Annotated in this window: 33 protein-coding genes; all 33 read left to right on the plus strand. The window is 70.9% G+C overall.

The window, feature by feature from the left end:
- Positions 1-151 precede the first annotated feature (151 nt).
- The 33 genes from rpsJ to truA all read left to right on the plus strand — a co-directional run bounded on the left by rpsJ (position 152) and on the right by truA (position 18,790).
- On the plus strand, positions 152-457 hold the full coding sequence (rpsJ, locus tag ACI78Z_RS19945; protein WP_014742859.1) for a 30S ribosomal protein S10: 306 nt from the start codon (positions 152-154) through the stop codon (positions 455-457).
- 15 nt (positions 458-472) lie between these two features.
- Positions 473-1,138 carry a 50S ribosomal protein L3 gene (rplC, locus tag ACI78Z_RS19950; RefSeq protein WP_457038288.1) on the plus strand — a complete coding sequence of 222 codons (666 nt, stop codon included), beginning with the start codon at positions 473-475 and terminating at the stop codon, positions 1,136-1,138.
- Complete coding sequence (gene rplD, locus ACI78Z_RS19955) at positions 1,135-1,914, plus strand: 50S ribosomal protein L4 (protein WP_457038289.1); 780 nt, start codon at positions 1,135-1,137, stop codon at positions 1,912-1,914. The genes rplC and rplD overlap by 4 nt, the downstream gene beginning before the upstream one ends.
- Positions 1,911-2,213 (plus strand): 50S ribosomal protein L23, encoded by a 303-nt coding sequence (rplW, locus tag ACI78Z_RS19960; protein WP_100497379.1) that lies wholly within the window; start codon positions 1,911-1,913, stop codon positions 2,211-2,213. Before rplD ends, rplW begins: the two co-directional genes overlap by 4 nt.
- A 43-nt stretch (positions 2,214-2,256) precedes the next feature.
- Entirely contained in the window at positions 2,257-3,090 is an 834-nt protein-coding gene (gene rplB / locus ACI78Z_RS19965; protein ID WP_091156717.1) for a 50S ribosomal protein L2, read from the plus strand.
- A 23-nt stretch (positions 3,091-3,113) separates the two neighbouring features.
- Positions 3,114-3,395 (plus strand): 30S ribosomal protein S19, encoded by a 282-nt coding sequence (gene rpsS / locus ACI78Z_RS19970; RefSeq protein ID WP_012950478.1) that lies wholly within the window; start codon positions 3,114-3,116, stop codon positions 3,393-3,395.
- 20 nt (positions 3,396-3,415) lie between these two features.
- Entirely contained in the window at positions 3,416-3,889 is a 474-nt protein-coding gene (gene rplV / locus ACI78Z_RS19975) for a 50S ribosomal protein L22 (RefSeq protein ID WP_457038290.1), read from the plus strand.
- Entirely contained in the window at positions 3,889-4,818 is a 930-nt protein-coding gene (rpsC, locus tag ACI78Z_RS19980) for a 30S ribosomal protein S3 (protein WP_457038291.1), read from the plus strand. The genes rplV and rpsC overlap by 1 nt, the downstream gene beginning before the upstream one ends.
- 4 nt (positions 4,819-4,822) lie before the next feature.
- Positions 4,823-5,239, plus strand: a complete 417-nt coding sequence (gene rplP / locus ACI78Z_RS19985; protein ID WP_012950475.1) for a 50S ribosomal protein L16 — start codon at positions 4,823-4,825, stop codon at positions 5,237-5,239.
- Positions 5,239-5,472 carry a 50S ribosomal protein L29 gene (rpmC, locus tag ACI78Z_RS19990; RefSeq protein ID WP_419752062.1) on the plus strand — a complete coding sequence of 78 codons (234 nt, stop codon included), beginning with the start codon at positions 5,239-5,241 and terminating at the stop codon, positions 5,470-5,472. Before rplP ends, rpmC begins: the two co-directional genes overlap by 1 nt.
- Complete coding sequence (gene rpsQ, locus ACI78Z_RS19995; protein WP_457038292.1) at positions 5,469-5,768, plus strand: 30S ribosomal protein S17; 300 nt, start codon at positions 5,469-5,471, stop codon at positions 5,766-5,768. Before rpmC ends, rpsQ begins: the two co-directional genes overlap by 4 nt.
- A gap of 224 nt (positions 5,769-5,992) precedes the next feature.
- A complete protein-coding gene (gene rplN, locus ACI78Z_RS20000) occupies positions 5,993-6,361 on the plus strand; it encodes a 50S ribosomal protein L14 (RefSeq protein ID WP_457038293.1) in 369 nt (122 codons plus the stop codon).
- Positions 6,362-6,363: 2 nt separating this feature from the next.
- Positions 6,364-6,717 carry a 50S ribosomal protein L24 gene (gene rplX, locus ACI78Z_RS20005; RefSeq protein ID WP_457038294.1) on the plus strand — a complete coding sequence of 118 codons (354 nt, stop codon included), beginning with the start codon at positions 6,364-6,366 and terminating at the stop codon, positions 6,715-6,717.
- Positions 6,718-6,721: 4 nt separating this feature from the next.
- Positions 6,722-7,306: a 50S ribosomal protein L5 gene (gene rplE, locus ACI78Z_RS20010; protein ID WP_072919078.1), complete on the plus strand. Its 585-nt coding sequence runs from the start codon at positions 6,722-6,724 to the stop codon at positions 7,304-7,306.
- A gap of 20 nt (positions 7,307-7,326) precedes the next feature.
- A complete protein-coding gene (locus ACI78Z_RS20015) occupies positions 7,327-7,512 on the plus strand; it encodes a type Z 30S ribosomal protein S14 (RefSeq protein ID WP_012950469.1) in 186 nt (61 codons plus the stop codon).
- A gap of 156 nt (positions 7,513-7,668) precedes the next feature.
- Complete coding sequence (gene rpsH / locus ACI78Z_RS20020; RefSeq protein WP_448617472.1) at positions 7,669-8,073, plus strand: 30S ribosomal protein S8; 405 nt, start codon at positions 7,669-7,671, stop codon at positions 8,071-8,073.
- A 12-nt stretch (positions 8,074-8,085) separates the two neighbouring features.
- A complete protein-coding gene (gene rplF, locus ACI78Z_RS20025; protein ID WP_457038295.1) occupies positions 8,086-8,625 on the plus strand; it encodes a 50S ribosomal protein L6 in 540 nt (179 codons plus the stop codon).
- Positions 8,625-9,035 carry a 50S ribosomal protein L18 gene (gene rplR, locus ACI78Z_RS20030; protein ID WP_457038326.1) on the plus strand — a complete coding sequence of 137 codons (411 nt, stop codon included), beginning with the start codon at positions 8,625-8,627 and terminating at the stop codon, positions 9,033-9,035. The genes rplF and rplR overlap by 1 nt, the downstream gene beginning before the upstream one ends.
- A 40-nt stretch (positions 9,036-9,075) precedes the next feature.
- A complete protein-coding gene (rpsE, locus tag ACI78Z_RS20035; RefSeq protein ID WP_012950465.1) occupies positions 9,076-9,690 on the plus strand; it encodes a 30S ribosomal protein S5 in 615 nt (204 codons plus the stop codon).
- Between the two features lies 1 nt (position 9,691).
- A complete protein-coding gene (rpmD, locus tag ACI78Z_RS20040) occupies positions 9,692-9,874 on the plus strand; it encodes a 50S ribosomal protein L30 (RefSeq protein ID WP_091380987.1) in 183 nt (60 codons plus the stop codon).
- 13 nt (positions 9,875-9,887) lie between these two features.
- Complete coding sequence (rplO, locus tag ACI78Z_RS20045) at positions 9,888-10,331, plus strand: 50S ribosomal protein L15 (RefSeq protein ID WP_457038296.1); 444 nt, start codon at positions 9,888-9,890, stop codon at positions 10,329-10,331.
- A gap of 112 nt (positions 10,332-10,443) precedes the next feature.
- On the plus strand, positions 10,444-11,754 hold the full coding sequence (gene secY / locus ACI78Z_RS20050; RefSeq protein ID WP_457038297.1) for a preprotein translocase subunit SecY: 1,311 nt from the start codon (positions 10,444-10,446) through the stop codon (positions 11,752-11,754).
- Positions 11,754-12,368 (plus strand): adenylate kinase, encoded by a 615-nt coding sequence (locus ACI78Z_RS20055; RefSeq protein ID WP_457038298.1) that lies wholly within the window; start codon positions 11,754-11,756, stop codon positions 12,366-12,368. Before secY ends, ACI78Z_RS20055 begins: the two co-directional genes overlap by 1 nt.
- Positions 12,369-12,383: 15 nt before the next feature.
- Entirely contained in the window at positions 12,384-13,244 is an 861-nt protein-coding gene (gene map, locus ACI78Z_RS20060) for a type I methionyl aminopeptidase (RefSeq protein WP_457038299.1), read from the plus strand.
- A gap of 259 nt (positions 13,245-13,503) precedes the next feature.
- Positions 13,504-13,725 carry a translation initiation factor IF-1 gene (gene infA, locus ACI78Z_RS20065; protein ID WP_012950459.1) on the plus strand — a complete coding sequence of 74 codons (222 nt, stop codon included), beginning with the start codon at positions 13,504-13,506 and terminating at the stop codon, positions 13,723-13,725.
- A gap of 71 nt (positions 13,726-13,796) precedes the next feature.
- Positions 13,797-13,910 carry a 50S ribosomal protein L36 gene (rpmJ, locus tag ACI78Z_RS20070; protein ID WP_012950458.1) on the plus strand — a complete coding sequence of 38 codons (114 nt, stop codon included), beginning with the start codon at positions 13,797-13,799 and terminating at the stop codon, positions 13,908-13,910.
- Between the two features lie 14 nt (positions 13,911-13,924).
- A complete protein-coding gene (gene rpsM, locus ACI78Z_RS20075; RefSeq protein WP_091380978.1) occupies positions 13,925-14,305 on the plus strand; it encodes a 30S ribosomal protein S13 in 381 nt (126 codons plus the stop codon).
- A gap of 96 nt (positions 14,306-14,401) precedes the next feature.
- Positions 14,402-14,809, plus strand: coding sequence for a 30S ribosomal protein S11 (rpsK, locus tag ACI78Z_RS20080; RefSeq protein ID WP_012950456.1), 408 nt, complete (start codon positions 14,402-14,404; stop codon positions 14,807-14,809).
- A 35-nt stretch (positions 14,810-14,844) separates the two neighbouring features.
- Positions 14,845-15,471 carry a 30S ribosomal protein S4 gene (rpsD, locus tag ACI78Z_RS20085; RefSeq protein WP_091213385.1) on the plus strand — a complete coding sequence of 209 codons (627 nt, stop codon included), beginning with the start codon at positions 14,845-14,847 and terminating at the stop codon, positions 15,469-15,471.
- 211 nt (positions 15,472-15,682) lie between these two features.
- Entirely contained in the window at positions 15,683-16,759 is a 1,077-nt protein-coding gene (locus tag ACI78Z_RS20090; RefSeq protein WP_457038300.1) for a DNA-directed RNA polymerase subunit alpha, read from the plus strand.
- A gap of 156 nt (positions 16,760-16,915) precedes the next feature.
- A complete protein-coding gene (rplQ, locus tag ACI78Z_RS20095; protein WP_457038301.1) occupies positions 16,916-17,554 on the plus strand; it encodes a 50S ribosomal protein L17 in 639 nt (212 codons plus the stop codon).
- On the plus strand, positions 17,551-17,934 hold the full coding sequence (locus ACI78Z_RS20100; RefSeq protein WP_457038302.1) for a hypothetical protein: 384 nt from the start codon (positions 17,551-17,553) through the stop codon (positions 17,932-17,934). Before rplQ ends, ACI78Z_RS20100 begins: the two co-directional genes overlap by 4 nt.
- A 61-nt stretch (positions 17,935-17,995) precedes the next feature.
- Positions 17,996-18,790, plus strand: coding sequence for a tRNA pseudouridine(38-40) synthase TruA (gene truA, locus ACI78Z_RS20105; protein WP_457038303.1), 795 nt, complete (start codon positions 17,996-17,998; stop codon positions 18,788-18,790).
- Position 18,791: the final 1 nt, after the last annotated feature.

Consider the following 18,791-nt stretch of genomic DNA (forward strand, 5'->3'; position numbering starts at 1 on the left):
GGCGGCGCACCCCTGCGCCGCCGCCCGTCCCCGGGTGGACGTGCCTGTGTGCACCGCCACCCGTCCCGCTGGGGCCAGACCGGATGAGGTCTGCGACCACCCGGCGTTCCCAGCAAGAACAGACACCGATCGGCAGGAGCAGAAGACAGCGATGGCGGGACAGAAGATCCGCATCCGGCTGAAGGCCTACGACCACGAGGCGATCGACGCCTCGGCGCGGCGCATCGTCGACACGGTGACCAAGACCGGTGCGCGCGTCGTCGGCCCGGTGCCGCTGCCGACGGAGAAGAACGTGTACTGCGTCATCCGCTCGCCGCACAAGTACAAGGACTCGCGCGAGCACTTCGAGATGCGCACGCACAAGCGCCTCATCGACATCCTCGACCCGACGCCGAAGACGGTGGACGCGCTCATGCGCATCGACCTGCCGGCCTCGGTCGACGTCAACATCCAGTAAGGGCAGTCAGCAGACATGGCGAGCACATTCCGTGGTCTCCTCGGCGAGAAGCTGGGCATGACCCAGGTCTTCGACGAGAACAACCGCATCGTGCCGGTGACCGTCGTCAAGGCGGGCCCGTGTGTGGTGACCCAGGTGCGCACCCCCGAGGTCGACGGCTACTCCGCCGTCCAGCTCGGCTTCGGTGAGATCGACCCGCGCAAGGTGAACAAGCCCGAGGGCGGGCACTTCACCAAGGCGGGCGTGACCCCGCGTCGGCACCTGGTGGAGCTGCGCACGAAGGACGCGTCGGACTACACGGTCGGCCAGGAGCTGACCGCCGAGGTCTTCGACGGCGTGGCCAAGGTCGACGTCATCGGCACCAGCAAGGGCAAGGGCACCGCCGGTGTGATGAAGCGCCACGGCTTCCGTGGCCTCGGCGCCGCGCACGGCACCCAGCGCAAGCACCGGTCGCCCGGTTCCATCGGCGGGGCCTCGACCCCCGGCCGCGTCTTCAAGGGCCTGCGCATGGCCGGCCGCATGGGCGCCGTCAAGACGACGACCCTGTCGCTCACGGTCCACAAGGTGGACGCCGAGCGCGGGCTGCTGCTGATCAAGGGCGCGATCCCCGGCCCGAAGGGCGGCCTCGTGCTCGTCCGCTCGGCCGTCAAGGGTGGCCCCGTGGGGAGTGAGAACCAGTGACCCAGGCGACCGAGACCCGGACCGACCGTCAGGTCGACGTCCGGACCCCGGCGGGGGAGACCTCCGGCAGCGTGACGCTGCCCGGTGAGCTCTTCGACGCGTCGGCCAACGTCTCGCTGATGCACCAGGTCGTGGTGGCCCAGCTGGCCGCCGCGCGCCAGGGCACGCACGCGACGAAGACCCGTGGCCAGGTCAGCGGCGGCGGCGCCAAGCCCTACCGGCAGAAGGGCACCGGCCGCGCCCGTCAGGGCTCGACCCGCGCGCCGCAGTTCGAGGGCGGTGGCACCGTCCACGGCCCGCAGCCGCGCGACTACTCGCAGAAGACCCCGAAGAAGATGAAGGCGGCCGCCCTGCGCGGCGCCCTCTCCGACCGGGCCCGCGAGGACCGCGTGCACGTGGTGAGCACCTTCGTGGACGGCGACGCCCCGAAGACCAAGGCCGCGCTGGCGACCCTCGAGTCGATCACCCGGGCCAAGCGGGTCCTCGTGGTCCTCGACCGCGACGACGTCCTCAACTGGGTCAGCCTGCGCAACGTGCCGCAGGTGCACCTGCTCGAGGCCGGCCAGCTCAACACCTACGACGTGCTGGTCGCCGACGAGGTGGTCTTCACCGAGGCCGCGCTCGCCGAGTTCGTGGCCGGCCCGGCCAAGGGCCGCGGGGTCGCCAAGCCCGACCTGACCACGCCGGACGTGCCGGGTGCCATCCCGTCGATCCAGCCGGCCGAGGGCACCACTGACCTGGACCTCGCCACCGAGACCACCGAGGAGAAGCCGTGAGCGTCCGCGACCCCCGGGACGTCCTGCTGTCCCCGGTCATCTCGGAGAAGAGCTACGGGCTGCTCGACGAGAACCAGTACACGTTCGTCGTCCTGCCCGAGGCCAACAAGACGCAGATCAAGATCGCGGTCGAGCAGGTCTTCAACGTGAAGGTCCTCGGCGTGAACACGATCAACCGCCAGGGCAAGCGCAAGCGCAGCCGGGGCAACAAGCTCGGCAAGCGCAAGGACACCAAGCGCGCCATCGTCTCGCTGGCTCCCGGCGACCGCATCGAGATCTTCGGTGGTCCCGGCGCCTGAGCGCCGCGACCGATCGGACCAGAGATAGAGGACTGAGTCAGCAATGGCTATCCGCAAGTACAAGCCGACGACGCCGGGCCGCCGCGGTTCCAGCGTCGCCGACTTCGCCGAGGTCACCCGCGACCATCCCGAGAAGTCGCTGGTCCGGCCGCTGCACGGTCGCGGCGGGCGCAACGTCCACGGGAAGGTCACGGCGCGGCACCAGGGCGGCGGGCACAAGCGCGCCTACCGGGTGATCGACTTCCGCCGGGCCGACAAGGACGGCGTGCCGGCCAAGGTCGCGCACATCGAGTACGACCCGAACCGCACCTCGCGCATCGCGCTGCTGCACTTCGCCGACGGGGAGAAGCGCTACATCATCGCGCCGGCGCGGCTGAAGCAGGGCGACACGGTCGAGTGCGGCCCCGCGGCCGACATCAAGCCGGGCAACAACCTGCCGCTGCGCAACATCCCCGTCGGCACGGTGGTCCACGCCATCGAGCTGCGGCCCGGTGGGGGCGCGAAGATCGCCCGCTCGGCCGGGACCAGCGTCCAGCTGGTCGCCCGTGAGGGCCGGCTCGCGCAGCTGCGCATGCCGTCGGGGGAGATCCGCAACGTCGACGTCCGCTGCCGCGCGACCGTCGGCGAGGTGGGCAACGCCGAGCAGTCGAACATCAACTGGGGCAAGGCCGGCCGCATGCGGTGGAAGGGCAAGCGCCCGACCGTCCGCGGTGTCGCCATGAACCCGGTGGACCACCCGCACGGTGGTGGTGAGGGCAAGACCTCCGGTGGTCGCCACCCGGTGAACCCGAAGGGCAAGCCGGAGGGCCGCACGCGCAAGCGCAAGGCCAGTGACGCCCTGATCGTGCGCCGCCGGCGCACCAACAAGAAGCGCTGAGCGGGTAGAGGAGTCCGACAGACATGCCACGCAGCCTGAAGAAGGGCCCGTTCGTCGACGACCACCTGCTCAAGAAGGTGGACGCGCAGAACGACAAGGGCACCAAGAACGTCATCCGGACCTGGTCGCGCCGTTCGACGATCATCCCGGACATGCTCGGCCACACGATCGCCGTCCACGACGGCCGCAAGCACGTCCCGGTCTTCGTGACCGAGGCGATGGTCGGGCACAAGCTCGGCGAGTTCGCGCCCACCCGCACCTTCCGTGGGCACGTGAAGGACGACCGCCGGTCCCGGCGCGGCTGACCAGGTAGAGAGAGATACCCATGACTTCCCAGCTGGGAGAGGAGACGCCGACGGCCCGGGCCACCGCCCGGTTCGTCCGCGTCACCCCCATGAAGGCACGCCGGGTGGTGGACCTCATCCGCTACCTGCCGACCGACGAGGCCCTGGCCCTGCTGCGGTACGCGCCGCAGGCGGCCAGCGAGCCGGTCCTCAAGGTGGTCGCCAGCGCGGTCGCCAACGCCGAGCACAACCTGCGGCTCGACCCGGCTGCGCTGGTCGTCAGCGCCGCCTACGTCGACGAGGGCCCCACGCTGAAGCGGATCCGTCCGCGCGCCCAGGGCCGCGCCTACCGCATCAACAAGCGGACCTGCCACATCACCGTCGAGGTCGCGGAGGTCTCCTCCGGCACCGAGCTCGCCGGCAAGTCGCGCACGGCCCGCCGCCGTACCGGGCAGTCCGGCCCGGCAGCCCAGCAGACAGGGCAGCAGAGCAACACGAGGGGAGGGACCCGCTAGTGGGTCAGAAGGTCAACCCGCACGGGTTCCGACTGGGCATCACCACCGACTACAAGTCCCGGTGGTACGCCGACAAGCTGTACAAGGACTACGTCAAGGAAGACGTGGCCATCCGCAAGCTCATGTCCAAGGGCATGGAGCGGGCCGGCATCTCCAAGGTGGAGATCGAGCGCACCCGTGACCGGGTCCGCGTCGACATCCACACCGCCCGGCCGGGCATCGTCATCGGCCGCCGCGGCGCGGAGGCCGACCGCATCCGCGGCGAGCTGGAGAAGCTCACCGGCAAGCAGGTGCAGCTGAACATCCTCGAGGTGAAGAACCCCGAGGCCGACGCGCAGCTGGTCGCCCAGGGCGTCGCCGAGCAGCTCTCCAGCCGGGTCAGCTTCCGCCGCGCCATGCGCAAGGCCATGCAGTCGGCCCAGCGCAGCCCGCAGGTCAAGGGCATCCGGGTGCAGTGCTCGGGTCGTCTGGGCGGCACCGAGATGAGCCGGTCGGAGTTCTACCGCGAGGGCCGGGTGCCGCTGCACACCCTCCGGGCGAACATCGACTACGGCATCTACGAGGCCCGGACCACCTTCGGCCGCATCGGCGTGAAGGTCTGGATCTACAAGGGCGACGTCAGCGGCTCGCGGGCCGAGCGGGAGGCCCTCGAGGCCCTCGCCGCGCGCCAGCAGCGCCGTGAGCGGGCCCAGCGCCCGCAGCGCCGCTCCGGCTCGTCGGGCACCACCGCCGGCGGGACCGAGGCCGGCCGCGCCGCCGCGTCCTCGACCGGTCCGGCCGTCGACGCCACCGACAGCGCGGTGGCCGCGACCTCCGGCGAGGTCGCTCCCGAGCAGACCGTCGCCGAGAGCGCGGGCGCCGAGGCCACCGCGGCGGCCGAGAACACGGCCGCGCAGAACACCACCACGTCGACTGAGCAGGGGGTCTGACACCGTGCTGATCCCACGGCGCGTCAAGCACCGCAAGCAGCACCACCCGAGCCGCTCGGGTCGTGCCAAGGGCGGCACGGAGATCAACTTCGGCGAGTACGCCATCCAGGCGCTCGAGCCGGCGTACGTGACCAACCGGCAGATCGAGTCCGCTCGTATCGCCATGACCCGCCACATCCGTCGTGGCGGGAAGGTCTGGATCTCCATCTACCCGGACCGCCCGCTCACCAAGAAGCCGGCCGAGACCCGCATGGGTTCCGGCAAGGGCTCGCCCGAGTGGTGGGTCGCCAACGTCAAGCCCGGCCGGATCATGTTCGAGCTGTCGGGCGTCGCCGAGCCGGTGGCCCGCGAGGCCATGCGACGGGCGATCCACAAGCTGCCGATGAAGTGCCGCTTCATCACGCGTGAAGGAGAGGTGTGATGGCCGCCGGTCTGACCGCTCCCGAGCTGCGTGAGCTCTCCGTCGAGGAGCTCGCCACGCGGCTGCGCGAGTCGAAGGAAGAACTGTTCAACCTGCGGTTCCAGGTGGCCACCGGCCAGCTGGACAACAACCGGCGGCTGCAGACGGTCCGCCGCGACATCGCCCGGATCTACACGATCATGCGCGAGCGCGAGCTGGGCCTCTCGGTCGCCCCGAACGAGGGTGTGGCATGAGCGAGCCCCAGGAGACGCAGACCGCGTCGGGCCCCGGCCTGGCCGGCCGTGGCTACCGCAAGGTCCGCGAGGGCCTCGTGGTCAGCGACAAGATGGACAAGACCATCGTCGTCGAGGTCGAGGACCGCGTGAAGCACGGCCTCTACGGCAAGGTCATCCGTCGCACCAGCAAGCTGAAGGCCCACGACGAGCAGCAGGTCGCCGGCATCGGTGACCGGGTGCAGATCATGGAGACCCGGCCGACGTCGGCCACCAAGCGGTGGCGGCTGGTCGAGGTCCTGGAGAAGGCCAAGTAGGACGGCTGGGGGCCCTCGTGGCTCTCGTCGGGAGGCGCCCTCCGGGGCGGGTCCAGGAGCGAGTACCCTGGACGACTGGCGCGCTCCTGCGGGCGCGCGCCCATCCCGGTACCCGTGCACGGACGCACCGGCGGCTGACGTCGCCGGTGCGTCCGCACGTGGGTGCCGGACAGCCGGTTCACCGTTCCGGCCCGGCTGTCACATCTGAGATCAGGGAGTAGGACGTGATCCAGCAGGAGTCGCGACTGCGGGTCGCCGACAACACCGGTGCGAAGGAGATCCTCTGCATCCGGGTGCTCGGCGGTTCCGGGCGACGCTACGCGGGCATCGGCGACGTCATCGTCGCCACCGTGAAGGACGCGCTGCCGGGTGCAGGGGTCAAGCGGGGTGACGTCGTCAAGGCCGTCGTCGTCCGCACCTCGAAGGAGCGTCGTCGTCCGGACGGCTCCTACATCCGCTTCGACGAGAACGCCGCGGTCATCATCCGCGACAGCGGCGACCCGCGCGGGACGCGCATCTTCGGCCCGGTCGGCCGTGAGCTCCGCGACAAGCGCTTCATGCGGATCATCTCGCTCGCTCCGGAGGTGCTGTGACCATGGCTGCGAAGAAGGACACGACGGTCAAGGCGCCGTCGATGAAGGTCAAGAAGGGCGACACCGTCGTGGTGCTGTCCGGCAAGGACAAGGGCGCCAAGGGCCGGGTGATCGCCGCCTACCCGAAGCTGCAGAAGGTCCTCGTCGAGGGTGTGGGCCGGGTCAAGAAGCACACCCGGATCAGCTCGAACCAGCGTGGTGCCCAGTCGGGCGGGATCGTCACGCAGGAGGCTCCCATCCACGTGAGCAACGTGATGGTGATCGACTCCGAGGACAAGCCGACCCGGGTCGGCTACCGCAAGGACGAGGAAGGCCGCAGCATCCGGGTCTCGCGGCGCACCGGTAAGGACCTCTGACGCCATGAGTGCACCCACCCGTGAGCTGCCCCGCATGCTCGCCCACTACCGCGAGTCCATCGCTCCGGCGCTGCAGTCGGAGTTCGGCTACGAGAACGTCATGCAGATCCCGCGGCTGACGAAGATCGTCGTCAACATGGGCGTCGGCGAGGCCACCCGTGACGCCAAGCTGATGGACGGCGCGGTCCGCGACCTGACCGCCATCACCGGGCAGAAGCCGGCCGTCGTCCGGGCCCGCAAGTCCATCGCCCAGTTCAAGCTGCGCGAGGGCATGCCGATCGGCGCGAAGGTGACCCTCCGCGGCGACCGCATGTGGGAGTTCCTGGACCGGCTGCTGTCGCTGGCCCTGCCCCGCATCCGTGACTTCCGCGGCCTCAACGCCAAGCAGTTCGACGGTCACGGCAACTACACGTTCGGCCTGACCGAGCAGTCGATGTTCCGCGAGATCGACGTCGACAAGATCGACCGGCCGCGGGGCATGGACATCACGCTGGTCACCACCGCCACGAACGACGAGGAGGGTCGCGAGCTCCTCCGCCTGCTGGGCTTCCCGTTCGCCGGCCAGCCCGTCGTCACCACCACCCGCTGAGCCGGGGGAGGAGACACCCAATGGCCAAGAAGGCGCTGATCAACAAGGCGGCCCGCAAGCCCAAGTTCGCGGTCCGCGGCTACACCCGGTGCCAGCGGTGCGGTCGCCCGCACTCGGTCTTCCGCAAGTTCGGCCTGTGCCGGATCTGCCTGCGGGAGATGGCGCACGCCGGCGAGCTGCCGGGCGTCAGCAAGTCCAGCTGGTGAAGGACCCCGCTACCCCCCACGCCTCGCAGGATCGGCGCGGGACCCTGTAGCGGGGCCGTCTCCAGCACCTCACCAATCGAGCACCACCGATCGCCGAGAGGCCCACGCGGGAGCGCGTGAGGAACCGCGGCGAGAGAGGCAACACCCGACATGACGATGACCGACCCGATCGCGGACATGCTCACGCGGATCCGGAACGCCAACCAGGCGTACCACGACTCCACGACCATGCCGTCGTCCAAGCTGAAGACGCACATCGCCGAGATCCTCCAGCAGGAGGGCTACATCGCCGGCTGGACCGTCAACGAGGTCGAGAAGGACGGCACCACCCGCAAGGAGCTGGTGGTGGACCTCAAGTACGGCCCCAACCGTGAGCGGAGCATCGCCGGCGTCCGGCGCGTCTCCAAGCCCGGTCTGCGGGTGTACGCCAAGTCCAACGCGCTGCCGAAGGTGCTGGGCGGCCTCGGGGTGGCGATCATCTCCACCTCCACCGGGCTGCTGACCGACCGCCAGGCGAACAAGAAGGGCGTGGGTGGGGAAGTCCTCGCCTACGTCTGGTGAGGAGCGAGTGACATGTCGCGGATCGGACGACTGCCGATTCCCGTGCCCGGTGGCGTGGACGTCACCATCGACGGCCAGACGCTGAGCGTCACGGGCCCCAAGGGCACGCTGAGCCACACCGTCGCCGCGCCGATCACCGTCGAGCGCGGCGAGGACGGCACGCTGCAGGTGCAGCGGCCGGACGACGAGCGGGAGAGCCGGGCCCTGCACGGACTCTCGCGCACGCTCATCGCCAACATGATCACCGGCGTCACCGAGGGCTACACCAAGACCCTCGAGATCGTCGGCGTCGGGTACCGCGTGCAGGCCCGTGGGTCGGACCTCGAGTTCGCCCTCGGCTACAGCCACCCGGTGCCCGTGAGGGCCCCCGAGGGCATCACGTTCACGGTCGAGTCCCCGACCCGCCTGCGGGTGACCGGGATCGACAAGCAGCTGGTGGGCCAGGTCTCGGCCAACATCCGCGGGCTGCGCCGTCCGGACCCGTACAAGGGCAAGGGCGTGCGCTACCAGGGTGAGGTCGTCAAGCGCAAGGTCGGGAAGACGGGTAAGTGATGGCACAGACCGAGAAGAGTGGCGCTCGGGCCCACAAGCCCGTCGGCACCGACGTCAGCACCGCGCGACGGGTCTCCCGCCTGCGCCGGCACACCCGCCTGCGCAAGCGCGTCGGCGGCACCCCGGAGCGCCCGCGCCTGGTGGTCAACCGCAGCTCGCGGCACATCCACGTCCAGGTCGTCGACGACACCGTCGGCCGTACCCTGGTCAGTGCCTCGACGCTGGACGCCAGCCTGCGCAGCGCCGAGGGCGACAAGTCCACGCTGGCCCGCCGGGTCGGCGCCCTGGTGGCCGAGCGCGCCCAGGCCGCCGGCATCACCGCGGTCGTGTTCGACCGGGGCGGCAACCGGTACCAGGGCCGCATCGCGGCGCTGGCCGACGGCGCCCGCGAGGGTGGGCTGGACTTCTGATGAGCGACACCGCGAACGAGCAGATCGAGAGGGACGTCTGATGCCAGGACCACAGCGACGCGGCGGCGGCGCCGGCGGCGGCAACGACCGCCGGGACCGTCGTGACGGCGGGCGGGGGCCCGGCGGCGCGCCTGCCGAGAAGAGCAACTTCATCGAGCGCGTGGTGGCCATCAACCGCGTGTCCAAGGTCGTCAAGGGTGGTCGGCGCTTCAGCTTCACCGCGCTGGTGATCGTGGGCGACGGCGACGGCACCGTGGGCGTCGGTTACGGCAAGGCCAAGGAGGTGCCCGCGGCGATCGCCAAGGGCGTCGAGGAGGCCAAGAAGCACTTCTACAAGGTGCCGCGCATCGCCAGCACCATCCCCCACCCGGTGCAGGGTGAGGCGGCGGCCGGCGTCGTGCTGCTCAAGCCGGCCAGCCCCGGTACCGGTGTCATCGCCGGTGGCCCGGTGCGTGCCGTGCTCGAGTGCGCCGGCATCCACGACGTGCTCTCCAAGAGCCTCGGGTCCTCGAACCCGATCAACATCGTGCACGCCACCATGCAGGCGCTGAAGGAGCTCGTCCGTCCCGAGGAGATCGCGGCCCGCCGCGGTCTGCCGCTCGAGGACGTCGCTCCCGCCGCCATGCTGCGGGCGCGCGCGGGCCAGGGGGTCTGAGATGGCGCAGCTGAAGGTCACCCAGATCCGGTCGGCGATCGGCACGAAGCCCAACCAGCGCCAGACGCTGCGCTCGCTGGGCCTCAAGCGGATCAACGACTCGGTCGTCCAGGAGGACCGTCCCGAGATCCGCGGGATGGTCGCGACGGTGCCGCACCTGGTCACCGTCGAAGAGATCAGCTGAGCAGGGACACACGATGACTCTCAAGGTCCACCACCTGCGTCCGGCCCCCGGCGCCCACACCCCGAAGACCCGCGTGGGTCGCGGTGAGGGCTCCAAGGGCAAGACGGCCGGCCGCGGCACCAAGGGCACCGGCGCCCGCGGCAACACGTCCGCGCGCTTCGAGGGCGGGCAGACGCCGCTGCACATGCGGCTGCCGAAGCTGTCGGGCTTCAAGAGCCCGAACAAGGTCGTCTTCCAGGTCGTCAACCTCGACCGGATCGCGGCCCTGTTCCCCCAGGGCGGCTCGGTGAACCCGGACACCCTCGCCGAGGCCGGCGCCGTGCGGCGCGGGCAGCCGGTGAAGGTGCTCGGCACCGGCGACCTGGGCGGCGTCCAGGTCCACGTGCACGCGCACGCCTTCTCCGCGTCCGCCGCCGAGAAGATCGGCGCGGCCGGGGGCAGCACCACCCGCATCTGAACGAGGACGACCCCGGGGCGCCCACCGCGCCCCGGGGTCATCTGCTGCCCGGCCCTCGCTTCGAGCGGCCGGGCTCGTTGCTAACCTCATCCGACCGAGCAGGGGAGGGCACGTGCTGCAGGCGTTCGCCGCGGCGTTCCGGACGCCAGACCTCCGGCGCAAGCTGCTGTTCTCCCTGGCGATCATCGCCGTGTACCGCCTGGGGGCCGCGATCCCCGGTCCCGGCGTCTCCGTCGAGGCCATCAACAGCTGCCTCGAGCAGGCGCAGGCCTCCGACCAGCGGGACCTCTACTCGCTGGTGAACCTGTTCTCCGGCGGCGCACTGCTGCGGCTGTCGGTCTTCGCGCTCGGCATCATGCCGTACATCACCGCGAGCATCATCGTGCAGCTGCTGGTCGTGGTCATCCCGCGGTTCGAGCAGCTGAAGAAGGAAGGGCAGTCGGGTCAGGCCAAGCTGACCCAGTACACCCGCTACCTGACGATCGCCCTCGCCGTCCTGCAGAGCACCGGCATCATCGCCCTCGCCCGCAGCGGCCAGCTGTTCCCGGGCTGCTCGCAGGACATCATCCCGTCCGACTCCGTGTGGACGACGATCGTCCTGGTGGTCGCCCTGACCGCCGGCACCGCCGTGATCATGTGGCTCGGCGAGCTGCTGACCGAGAAGGGGATCGGCAACGGCATGTCCGTGCTGATCTTCACCTCGATCGCGGCGCGGATCCCCGCCGAGGGCGGCGCCATCCTGCAGACCCGCGGCGGCGTCGTCTTCGCGCTGGTCTGCCTGCTGGCCCTCGTGGTCATCGGCTCGGTGGTCTACGTCGAGCAGGCCCAGCGCCGCATCCCGGTCCAGTACGCCAAGCGCATGGTCGGCCGCCGCATGTACGGCGGGACGTCGACCTACCTGCCGCTGAAGGTCAACCAGGCGGGCGTCATCCCGGTCATCTTCGCCTCGTCGCTGCTCTACCTGCCGCAGCTGATCACCCAGCTGCAGGGCAACGAGACCGGTCCGGTGCGCCAGTTCTTCGAGAACTACGTCATCGACCAGAGCAGCCCGGTGCACATCGCGATCTACTTCGGGTTGATCGTCTTCTTCACGTACTTCTACGTGTCGATCACGTTCAACCCGGAGGAGCGGGCCGAGGACATGAAGCGCTACGGCGGCTTCATCCCCGGGATCCGCCCCGGCCGGCCGACCGCGGAGTACCTGCAGTACGTGCTGTCCAGGATCACGCTGCCCGGCTCGATCTACCTGGGGCTCGTGGCAGTGTTGCCCAACCTGTTCCTCTCCATCACGCAGGAGGGGCAGAACCAGAACTTCCCGTTCGGTGGCACCGCGGTGCTGATCATGGTCGGAGTGGGGTTGGAGACGGTGAAGCAGATCGAGACGCAACTCAACCAGCGCAACTACGAAGGGTTCCTGAAGTAGTGCGCGTCGTCCTGCTGGGCCCCCCCGGTGCGGGCAAGGGGACCCAGGCGCAGATCATCGCCGGCCGGCTCGGCGTCCCGGCCATCTCGACCGGCGACATCTTCCGGTCGAACGTGAGCGGCCAGACCCAGCTGGGCCTGAAGGCCAAGAGCTACATGGACGCCGGGGACCTCGTGCCCGACGAGATCACCGTCGCCATGGTCAAGGACCGGCTCGCCGAGACCGACGCCAAGGGCGGCTTCCTGCTCGACGGCTTCCCTCGGACCATCGCCCAGGCCGAGCAGCTGCGGAACTCCCTGCAGGAGCTCGGCCACGGCCTGGACTGCGTGCTGGAGCTCGTCGTCGACGAGGACGAGTTGGTGCGCCGGCTCTCCGGGCGCCGCATGCTCGTCGACGGCGAGTGGGTGCAGCGCGACGACGACAAGCCGGAGACCGTGCGGCACCGGCTGCACGTCTACCGGGAACAGACCGCCCCGCTGTCGGGTTGGTACCGCTCCGAGGGACTGCTCATTCAGATCGACGCCATCGGCGAGATCGAGGAGGTCACGGAGCGGGCGATGTCCGCGCTGGCGGCCTGCGGGGGCGGGCGTCCCGACGGGTCGAACGCGGGCTGAGGACAGGCGGCGCAGATGACGGCCGCCGGGATCCTCGGCCGGCTCCCGCTGCTGGCGAAGTGGAGTGGACGGATGATCCAGATCAAGACGCCGCACGAGCTCGAGCTCATGCGCGCGGCCGGGCTCGTCGTGGCCGGTGCCATCGCGGCCGTCCGCGCTGCCGTCCGGCCCGGTGTGACGACCGGTGAGCTGGACGCCATCGCCGAGGACCACATCCGCAGTGCCGGGGCGGTGCCGTCGTTCCTGGGCTACCACGGGTTCACCGGCAGCATCTGCGCGTCGATCAACGACGAGATCGTGCACGGGATCCCGGACCGGGGCCGGGCACTCGCCGAGGGCGACAACATCTCGATCGACTGCGGCGCGATCCTCCAGGGCTGGCACGGCGACTCGGCGGTCACCGTCACCGTCGGGCCGCCGTCCGCCGAGGACGCCGCGCTCATGGACGTCACCGAGCGGTCGATGTGGGCCGGCCTGGCCAAGGCGCTGGCCGGGGGTCGGCTCACGGACATCAGCCACGCCGTCGAGCAGACGATCACCGCGGAGCAGCACCCGTACGGGATCGTCGACCACTACGGCGGGCACGGCATCGGCACCGAGATGCACCAGGACCCGCACGTGCTCAACTACGGCCGTCCGGGCCGCGGGCCGCGACTGGTCCCCGGGCTGGCACTCGCCATCGAGCCGATGGTCACCGTCGGCGACCCCGCCACCGTCGAGCTCGAGGACGGCTGGACCGTGGTCACCAAGGACGGGTCGCGCGCGGCCCACTTCGAGCACACCGTCGCCATCACGCCGGAGGGGCCCTGGGTCCTCACGGCCGAGGACGGCGGCGTCGCGGGGCTGGCTCCCTTCGGGATCACCCCCCGCACCTAGGGCCGCGGAGGCGCCGTCCGGGTGTGACGCTCCACCCTGCCCCAGCGCGGGGGCGGGTTGGAGAGGCGCGCCGGGGCGGGGTACAGTGGCCGATGGCGCTCGCGCCGCCCTGCTGTCGTGCTGTGGCCGTACGACCCGGGGCGCCCTCGCGGGAGCGTCTGCACCACACCGTTCTGTACACCACCGAGTGCGTCCGCCGGGTCCCGGCATGGGCGCGCGAGGACACCAGCACCACCGAGTCAGGGAGGCCGTGTCGGGCATGGCGAAGAAGGACGGGGCCATCGAGGTCGAGGGTCGCGTCGTCGAGCCGCTGCCCAACGCGATGTTCCGGGTCGAGCTGCAGAACGGGCACCGGGTGCTCGCCCACATCAGCGGCAAGATGCGCCAGCACTACATCCGCATCCTGCCCGAGGACCGCGTGGTCGTGGAGCTCTCGCCCTACGACCTGACCCGCGGTCGCATCGTCTACCGGTACAAGTAACCGCCGCTGCGCGCAGCCCCCAGGGGCGGGCGCGCTCGGCGCACGATCGACAGGAATGAGGGGCGGCACCGGTGAAGGTCCAGCCGTCGGTGAAGAAGATCTGCGACAAGTGCAAGGTGATCCGCCGGCACGGCCGGGTCATGGTCATCTGCGACAACGCCCGCCACAAGCAGCGGCAGGGCTGAGGGAGTACCTGGACATGGCACGACTGGCCGGCGTCGACCTGCCCCGCGAGAAGCGGATGGAGATCGCGCTCACCTACATCTACGGCATCGGCAAGACCCACGCCAAGGAGACCCTGGCCGCGACGGGCGTCAGCCCCGACCTGCGCGCCAAGGACCTCACGGACGAGGACCTGCTGAAGCTGCGCGACTACATCGACGAGCACTTCCGCGTCGAGGGTGACCTGCGCCGCGAGGTGGCCGCCGACATCCGCCGCAAGGTGGAGATCGGCTGCTACCAGGGGCTGCGTCACCGCCGCGGTCTGCCCGTGCACGGGCAGCGCACCCGCACGAACGCGCGCTCCAGCAAGGGCCCGCGCAAGACCATCGCCGGCAAGAAGAAGGCCGGCAAGAAGTAAGCCGTGAGGCGCGTCGTCGCACGACCCGTGAGGGCGGGAGCGACGGCGCGCCGCACGTGCGCATCTGGCCACTGATCAGAAGGAAACCGGAGAGACATGCCTCCCAGGGCTCGCGCTGCGGCTGGTGCCAAGAAGGTCCGCCGCAAGGAGAAGAAGAACGTCGCCCACGGCGCCGCGCACATCAAGAGCACGTTCAACAACACGATCGTGTCGATCACCGACCCCACCGGCAACGTGATCAGCTGGGCCTCCGCCGGCCACGTCGGCTTCAAGGGCTCGCGCAAGTCCACGCCGTTCGCCGCGCAGATGGCCGCGGAGAACGCCGCGCGCAAGGCGCAGGAGCACGGCATGCGCAAGGTCGACGTCTTCGTCAAGGGCCCCGGCTCCGGCCGTGAGACCGCCATCCGGTCCCTCCAGGCCACCGGCCTCGAGGTCGGCCAGATCCAGGACGTGACCCCGCAGCCGCACAACGGCTGCCGCCCGAAGAAGCGTCGCCGGGTCTGACCGGCCACTGACGAGACTGACGAGGAGTACCTGACGTGGCCCGTTACACCGGAGCCGACTGCCGCATGTGCCGGCGCGAGAAGATGAAGCTGTTCCTCAAGGGCAGCAAGTGCGAGTCCCCGAAGTGCCCGATCGAGATCCGGCCCTACCCGCCGGGCGAGCACGGCCGGGGCCGCAGCAAGGACAGCGAGTACCTGCTGCAGCTGCGCGAGAAGCAGAAGGCGCGCCGCATCTACGGCGTCCTGGAGAAGCAGTTCCGCGGTTACTACGAAGAGGCCAACAAGAAGTCGGGCAAGACCGGTGAGGTCCTGCTGCAGATCCTCGAGTCGCGCCTCGACAACGTCGTCTACCGGGCCGGCTTCGCCGAGTCCCGCGACATGGCCCGCCAGCTGGTGCGCCACGGCCACATCCGGGTCAACGGCCGCAAGGTCGACATCCCCTCGTACCGGGTCAGCGCCAACGACATCATCGAGGTGGCCGAGAAGTCGCGGCGCATGCTGCCCTTCGAGGTCGCCCAGGCGCGCGCCGGCGAGCGCCCCGTGCCGCCGTGGCTCGAGGTCATCAGCAGCCAGCTGCGCGTGCTGGTCCACAGCGTCCCGGCCCGCCAGGTGATCGACACCCCGGTCCAGGAGCAGCTGATCGTCGAGCTCTACTCCAAGTAGCAGTAGAAGGGCTCCCTGCAGGGTCCCACCGTGAAAGGACCCCGTCCTCCCCACCCCTCGCACGCTCGGGGCGGGACCCGGGACGGGGCCGGCGGCGGGACCCTGCAGGGACCAACGGCTCCGGCGGGCGGACAGATGTCCGCCGGGGCCCGCACCACCCCCTCACGGCGTCATATGGCGGTCGCCGGAGGACTCGAAGGAGAACAGCACCATGCTCATCGCACAGCGCCCCACGCTGACCGAGGAGACCATCTCCGAGCAGCGCTCGCGGTTCGTCATCGAGCCGCTGGAGCCCGGCTTCGGCTACACCCTCGGCAACTCCCTGCGCCGCACCCTCCTGTCGTCGATCCCCGGCGCTGCTGTCACCAGCATCCGGATCGAGGGCACCCTGCACGAGTTCACCACCGTGCCGGGCGTCAAGGAGGACGTCACCGAGATCATCCTCAACCTCAAGGGCCTGGTCGTCAGCTCGGACTCCGACGAGCCGGTGACCATGTACCTGCGCAAGCAGGGCCCCGGTGAGGTCACCGCCGCCGACATCGCGCCGCCGGCCGGCGTCGAGGTGCACAACCCCGACCTGCACATCGCCACGCTGAACGGCAAGGGCCGGCTGGAGATCGAGCTGGTCGTCGAGCGCGGCCGCGGCTACGTCCCCGCCCCGCAGAACAAGCAGCCCGGCCAGGAGATCGGCCGCATCCCCGTCGACTCGATCTACTCGCCGGTCCTCAAGGTCACCTATGCCGTCGAGGCGACCCGCGTCGAGCAGCGCACCGACTTCGACCGCCTCGTGGTCGACGTGGAGACCAAGCCGTCGATCGCCCCGCGCGACGCCATCGCGTCCGCCGGGTCGACCCTGGTCGAGCTGTTCGGCCTGCTGCGCGAGCTGAACATCGACGCCGAGGGCATCGAGGTCGGCCCGAGCCCGGCCGAGGCCGCCGACATCGCGAATTTCTCGATGCCGATCGAGGACATGGACCTCACCGTCCGGTCCTACAACTGCCTCAAGCGCGAGGGCGTGCACACCGTCGGTGAGCTCGTCACCCGCTCCGAGGCCGACCTGCTGGACATCCGGAACTTCGGGGCCAAGTCCATCGACGAGGTCAAGATGAAGCTGGCGGCCATGGGCCTGGCGCTCAAGGACAGCCCGCCCGGGTTCATCCCCACCTCGGTCGAGAGCTACGACGAGGGCTACGAGACCGACGCCTACCAGGGCCACGGCGAGTTCGCCGCCGGCTACGACCAGGTGCAGTACGACGACGGGTCCTACCAGGAGACCGAGCAGCTCTGACAGCGCGTGCCGGACGGCGGGGCGACCCGCCGTCCGGCGCCGCTGCCGGGCCCGCCACACTGGCCCGGACGCCCCACCAGCGCTCCGCGCACGAAACACCAGCACATCACGGAACGCAGCCGGCACCGCGGCCCGGCAGCCTGAGGAAGGACCGACATGCCCACCCCCACCAAGGGCCCCCGTCTCGGCGGTTCCCCTGCGCACGAGCGGCTGATGCTGGCCAACCTGGCCACGTCGCTGTTCGAGCACGGGCGGATCACCACCACCGAGGCGAAGGCCAAGCGGCTGCGTCCCCTGGCCGAGAAGCTGGTGACCTTCGCCAAGCGCGGGGACCTGCACGCCCGCCGTCAGGTGATGTCGACGATCCGGGACAAGGACGTCGTCCACACGCTGTTCGCCGAGATCGGGCCGCGCTTCGCGGACCGTCCGGGCGGCTACACCCGCATCACCAAGGTGGGCCCGCGCAAGGGCGACAACGCCCCCATGGCCGTCATCGAGCTGGTCGAGGGCCAGACGGTGGCCCAGCAGGCCGTCGGCGAGGCCGAGCGTGCCCGTGGCACCCGGTTCGCCGGTGCCGCCTCGGGTGCGGGTGCCGCTGCCGCCGCCGGTGAGGTGACCGCCGACGCGCTGGCGACCGCCGACGCCGACACGACCGACGCCGAGGCCACGACTGCCGACACCGAGGCCGCGACGACCGACGCCGAGCCCGCCGCCGCGGACGCCGGCGCCGAGGAGCCCGTGGCCGTCGACGCCGAGTCCCCGGACGACGTCAAGGGCACGGACGGCGCCAAGTGAGCGGGCGGGAGAACCCGGGCGAGGGCGCCCCTGCCGGTGCCGCCGGGGTCTCCGCCGGCGGCGGTGACCAGGGGGCGACCCTCGAGGGCGAGACGACCGGGCCCGGCGGCGACACCTCGCCGGCCGTGAGCGCGGGCGACGTCGACCCGGAGGCCCAACAGGTCGTCGCCGACGTCTTCACCCCCGACGGCGAGCACCAGGACGACGCCGACGTCACCCCGGAGCCGCAGCGCGAGAACGTCGCCGTGGTCGACGACCCGGCGCTGTCCCCGGACGTCGCCCGTGCCGCCGCTGCCGAGGTGGAGGCCGCCGAGCTCGGTGACGCCGCGACCGCCGGCCTGCAGGCCCCCGGGGGCGAGGCCGCTCCCGACCCCCAGTGAGCGGTCGCTGACCACCCACCGCACTGCTGACGAGCCCGCCACCGCACCCGGTGGCGGGCTCGTGCGTCTCCGCTTCGGGATCGCCTACGACGGCACGGCGCTGCACGGCTGGGCACGGCAGCCCGCTCAGCGCACCGTGCAGGGCGACCTGGAGGAGGTCCTGGCCAGGGTGCTGCGGCAGCCGGTCTCGCTGACGGTCGCCGGCCGCACCGACGCCGGGGTGCACGCCACCGGCCAGGTCGCTCACGCCGACGTCCCGCGCGCGGTCTGGGAGGGGCAGCGGGCGAAGCTGGTGCGCCGGCTGCGCGGCGTGCTGCCGCCCGACATCGCCGTCACCACCGTCGAGGAGGCGCCGCCGGACTTCGATGCCCGGTTCGGGGCGCTGCGGCGGCACTACGTCTACCGGCTCACAGACGCCGACAGCGGCCCGCCGCCGCTGCGCCGGGCCGACACGGTCGGCTGGCCCCGGCGGCTGGAGGCCGACGCGATGGCAGCTGCTGCCCAGCCCCTGCTCGGCCTGCACGACTTCGCCGCCTTCTGCCGCCGCCGCGAGGGGGCGACGACGATCCGCACCCTGCTCACCCTGGCCGTGGCCCGCGACGGCGACGTGGTGACCGTGCGGGCCTCCGCGGACGCCTTCTGCCACTCCATGGTGCGCAGCCTGGTCGGCGCGCTCACCGCGGTGGGGGAGGGGCGCCGTCCGCCGGAGTGGCCCGCGGCGCTGTTGACCGCCACCGAGCGCTCGAGCGAGGTGCCGGTCGTCCCGCCCGGCGGGCTGACGCTGGTGGGGGTCGACTACCCGCCGGATGCCGAGCTCGCCGCGCGCGCGGTGGTCACCCGGGGTCTGCGGGGCTGAG

It is taken from the genome of Geodermatophilus sp. SYSU D01176 (genome assembly GCF_054050015.1).

What these genes read in the sequence shown, in the direction of transcription:
- rpsJ (WP_014742859.1), top strand. Translation starts at nt 152, where the DNA reads ATGGCGGGACAGAAGATCCGCATCCGGCTGAAGGCCTACGACCACGAG.
- rplC (WP_457038288.1), top strand. Translation starts at nt 473, where the DNA reads ATGGCGAGCACATTCCGTGGTCTCCTCGGCGAGAAGCTGGGCATGACC.
- rplB (WP_091156717.1), top strand. Translation starts at nt 2,257, where the DNA reads ATGGCTATCCGCAAGTACAAGCCGACGACGCCGGGCCGCCGCGGTTCC.
- rpsS (WP_012950478.1), top strand. Translation starts at nt 3,114, where the DNA reads ATGCCACGCAGCCTGAAGAAGGGCCCGTTCGTCGACGACCACCTGCTC.
- rplV (WP_457038290.1), top strand. Translation starts at nt 3,416, where the DNA reads ATGACTTCCCAGCTGGGAGAGGAGACGCCGACGGCCCGGGCCACCGCC.
- rpmC (WP_419752062.1), top strand. Translation starts at nt 5,239, where the DNA reads ATGGCCGCCGGTCTGACCGCTCCCGAGCTGCGTGAGCTCTCCGTCGAG.
- rpsQ (WP_457038292.1), top strand. Translation starts at nt 5,469, where the DNA reads ATGAGCGAGCCCCAGGAGACGCAGACCGCGTCGGGCCCCGGCCTGGCC.
- rplX (WP_457038294.1), top strand. Translation starts at nt 6,364, where the DNA reads ATGGCTGCGAAGAAGGACACGACGGTCAAGGCGCCGTCGATGAAGGTC.
- rplE (WP_072919078.1), top strand. Translation starts at nt 6,722, where the DNA reads ATGAGTGCACCCACCCGTGAGCTGCCCCGCATGCTCGCCCACTACCGC.
- ACI78Z_RS20015 (WP_012950469.1), top strand. Translation starts at nt 7,327, where the DNA reads ATGGCCAAGAAGGCGCTGATCAACAAGGCGGCCCGCAAGCCCAAGTTC.
- rpsH (WP_448617472.1), top strand. Translation starts at nt 7,669, where the DNA reads ATGACCGACCCGATCGCGGACATGCTCACGCGGATCCGGAACGCCAAC.
- rplF (WP_457038295.1), top strand. Translation starts at nt 8,086, where the DNA reads ATGTCGCGGATCGGACGACTGCCGATTCCCGTGCCCGGTGGCGTGGAC.
- rplR (WP_457038326.1), top strand. Translation starts at nt 8,625, where the DNA reads ATGGCACAGACCGAGAAGAGTGGCGCTCGGGCCCACAAGCCCGTCGGC.
- rpsE (WP_012950465.1), top strand. Translation starts at nt 9,076, where the DNA reads ATGCCAGGACCACAGCGACGCGGCGGCGGCGCCGGCGGCGGCAACGAC.
- rpmD (WP_091380987.1), top strand. Translation starts at nt 9,692, where the DNA reads ATGGCGCAGCTGAAGGTCACCCAGATCCGGTCGGCGATCGGCACGAAG.
- rplO (WP_457038296.1), top strand. Translation starts at nt 9,888, where the DNA reads ATGACTCTCAAGGTCCACCACCTGCGTCCGGCCCCCGGCGCCCACACC.
- map (WP_457038299.1), top strand. Translation starts at nt 12,384, where the DNA reads ATGACGGCCGCCGGGATCCTCGGCCGGCTCCCGCTGCTGGCGAAGTGG.
- infA (WP_012950459.1), top strand. Translation starts at nt 13,504, where the DNA reads ATGGCGAAGAAGGACGGGGCCATCGAGGTCGAGGGTCGCGTCGTCGAG.
- rpsM (WP_091380978.1), top strand. Translation starts at nt 13,925, where the DNA reads ATGGCACGACTGGCCGGCGTCGACCTGCCCCGCGAGAAGCGGATGGAG.
- rpsK (WP_012950456.1), top strand. Translation starts at nt 14,402, where the DNA reads ATGCCTCCCAGGGCTCGCGCTGCGGCTGGTGCCAAGAAGGTCCGCCGC.
- ACI78Z_RS20090 (WP_457038300.1), top strand. Translation starts at nt 15,683, where the DNA reads ATGCTCATCGCACAGCGCCCCACGCTGACCGAGGAGACCATCTCCGAG.
- rplQ (WP_457038301.1), top strand. Translation starts at nt 16,916, where the DNA reads ATGCCCACCCCCACCAAGGGCCCCCGTCTCGGCGGTTCCCCTGCGCAC.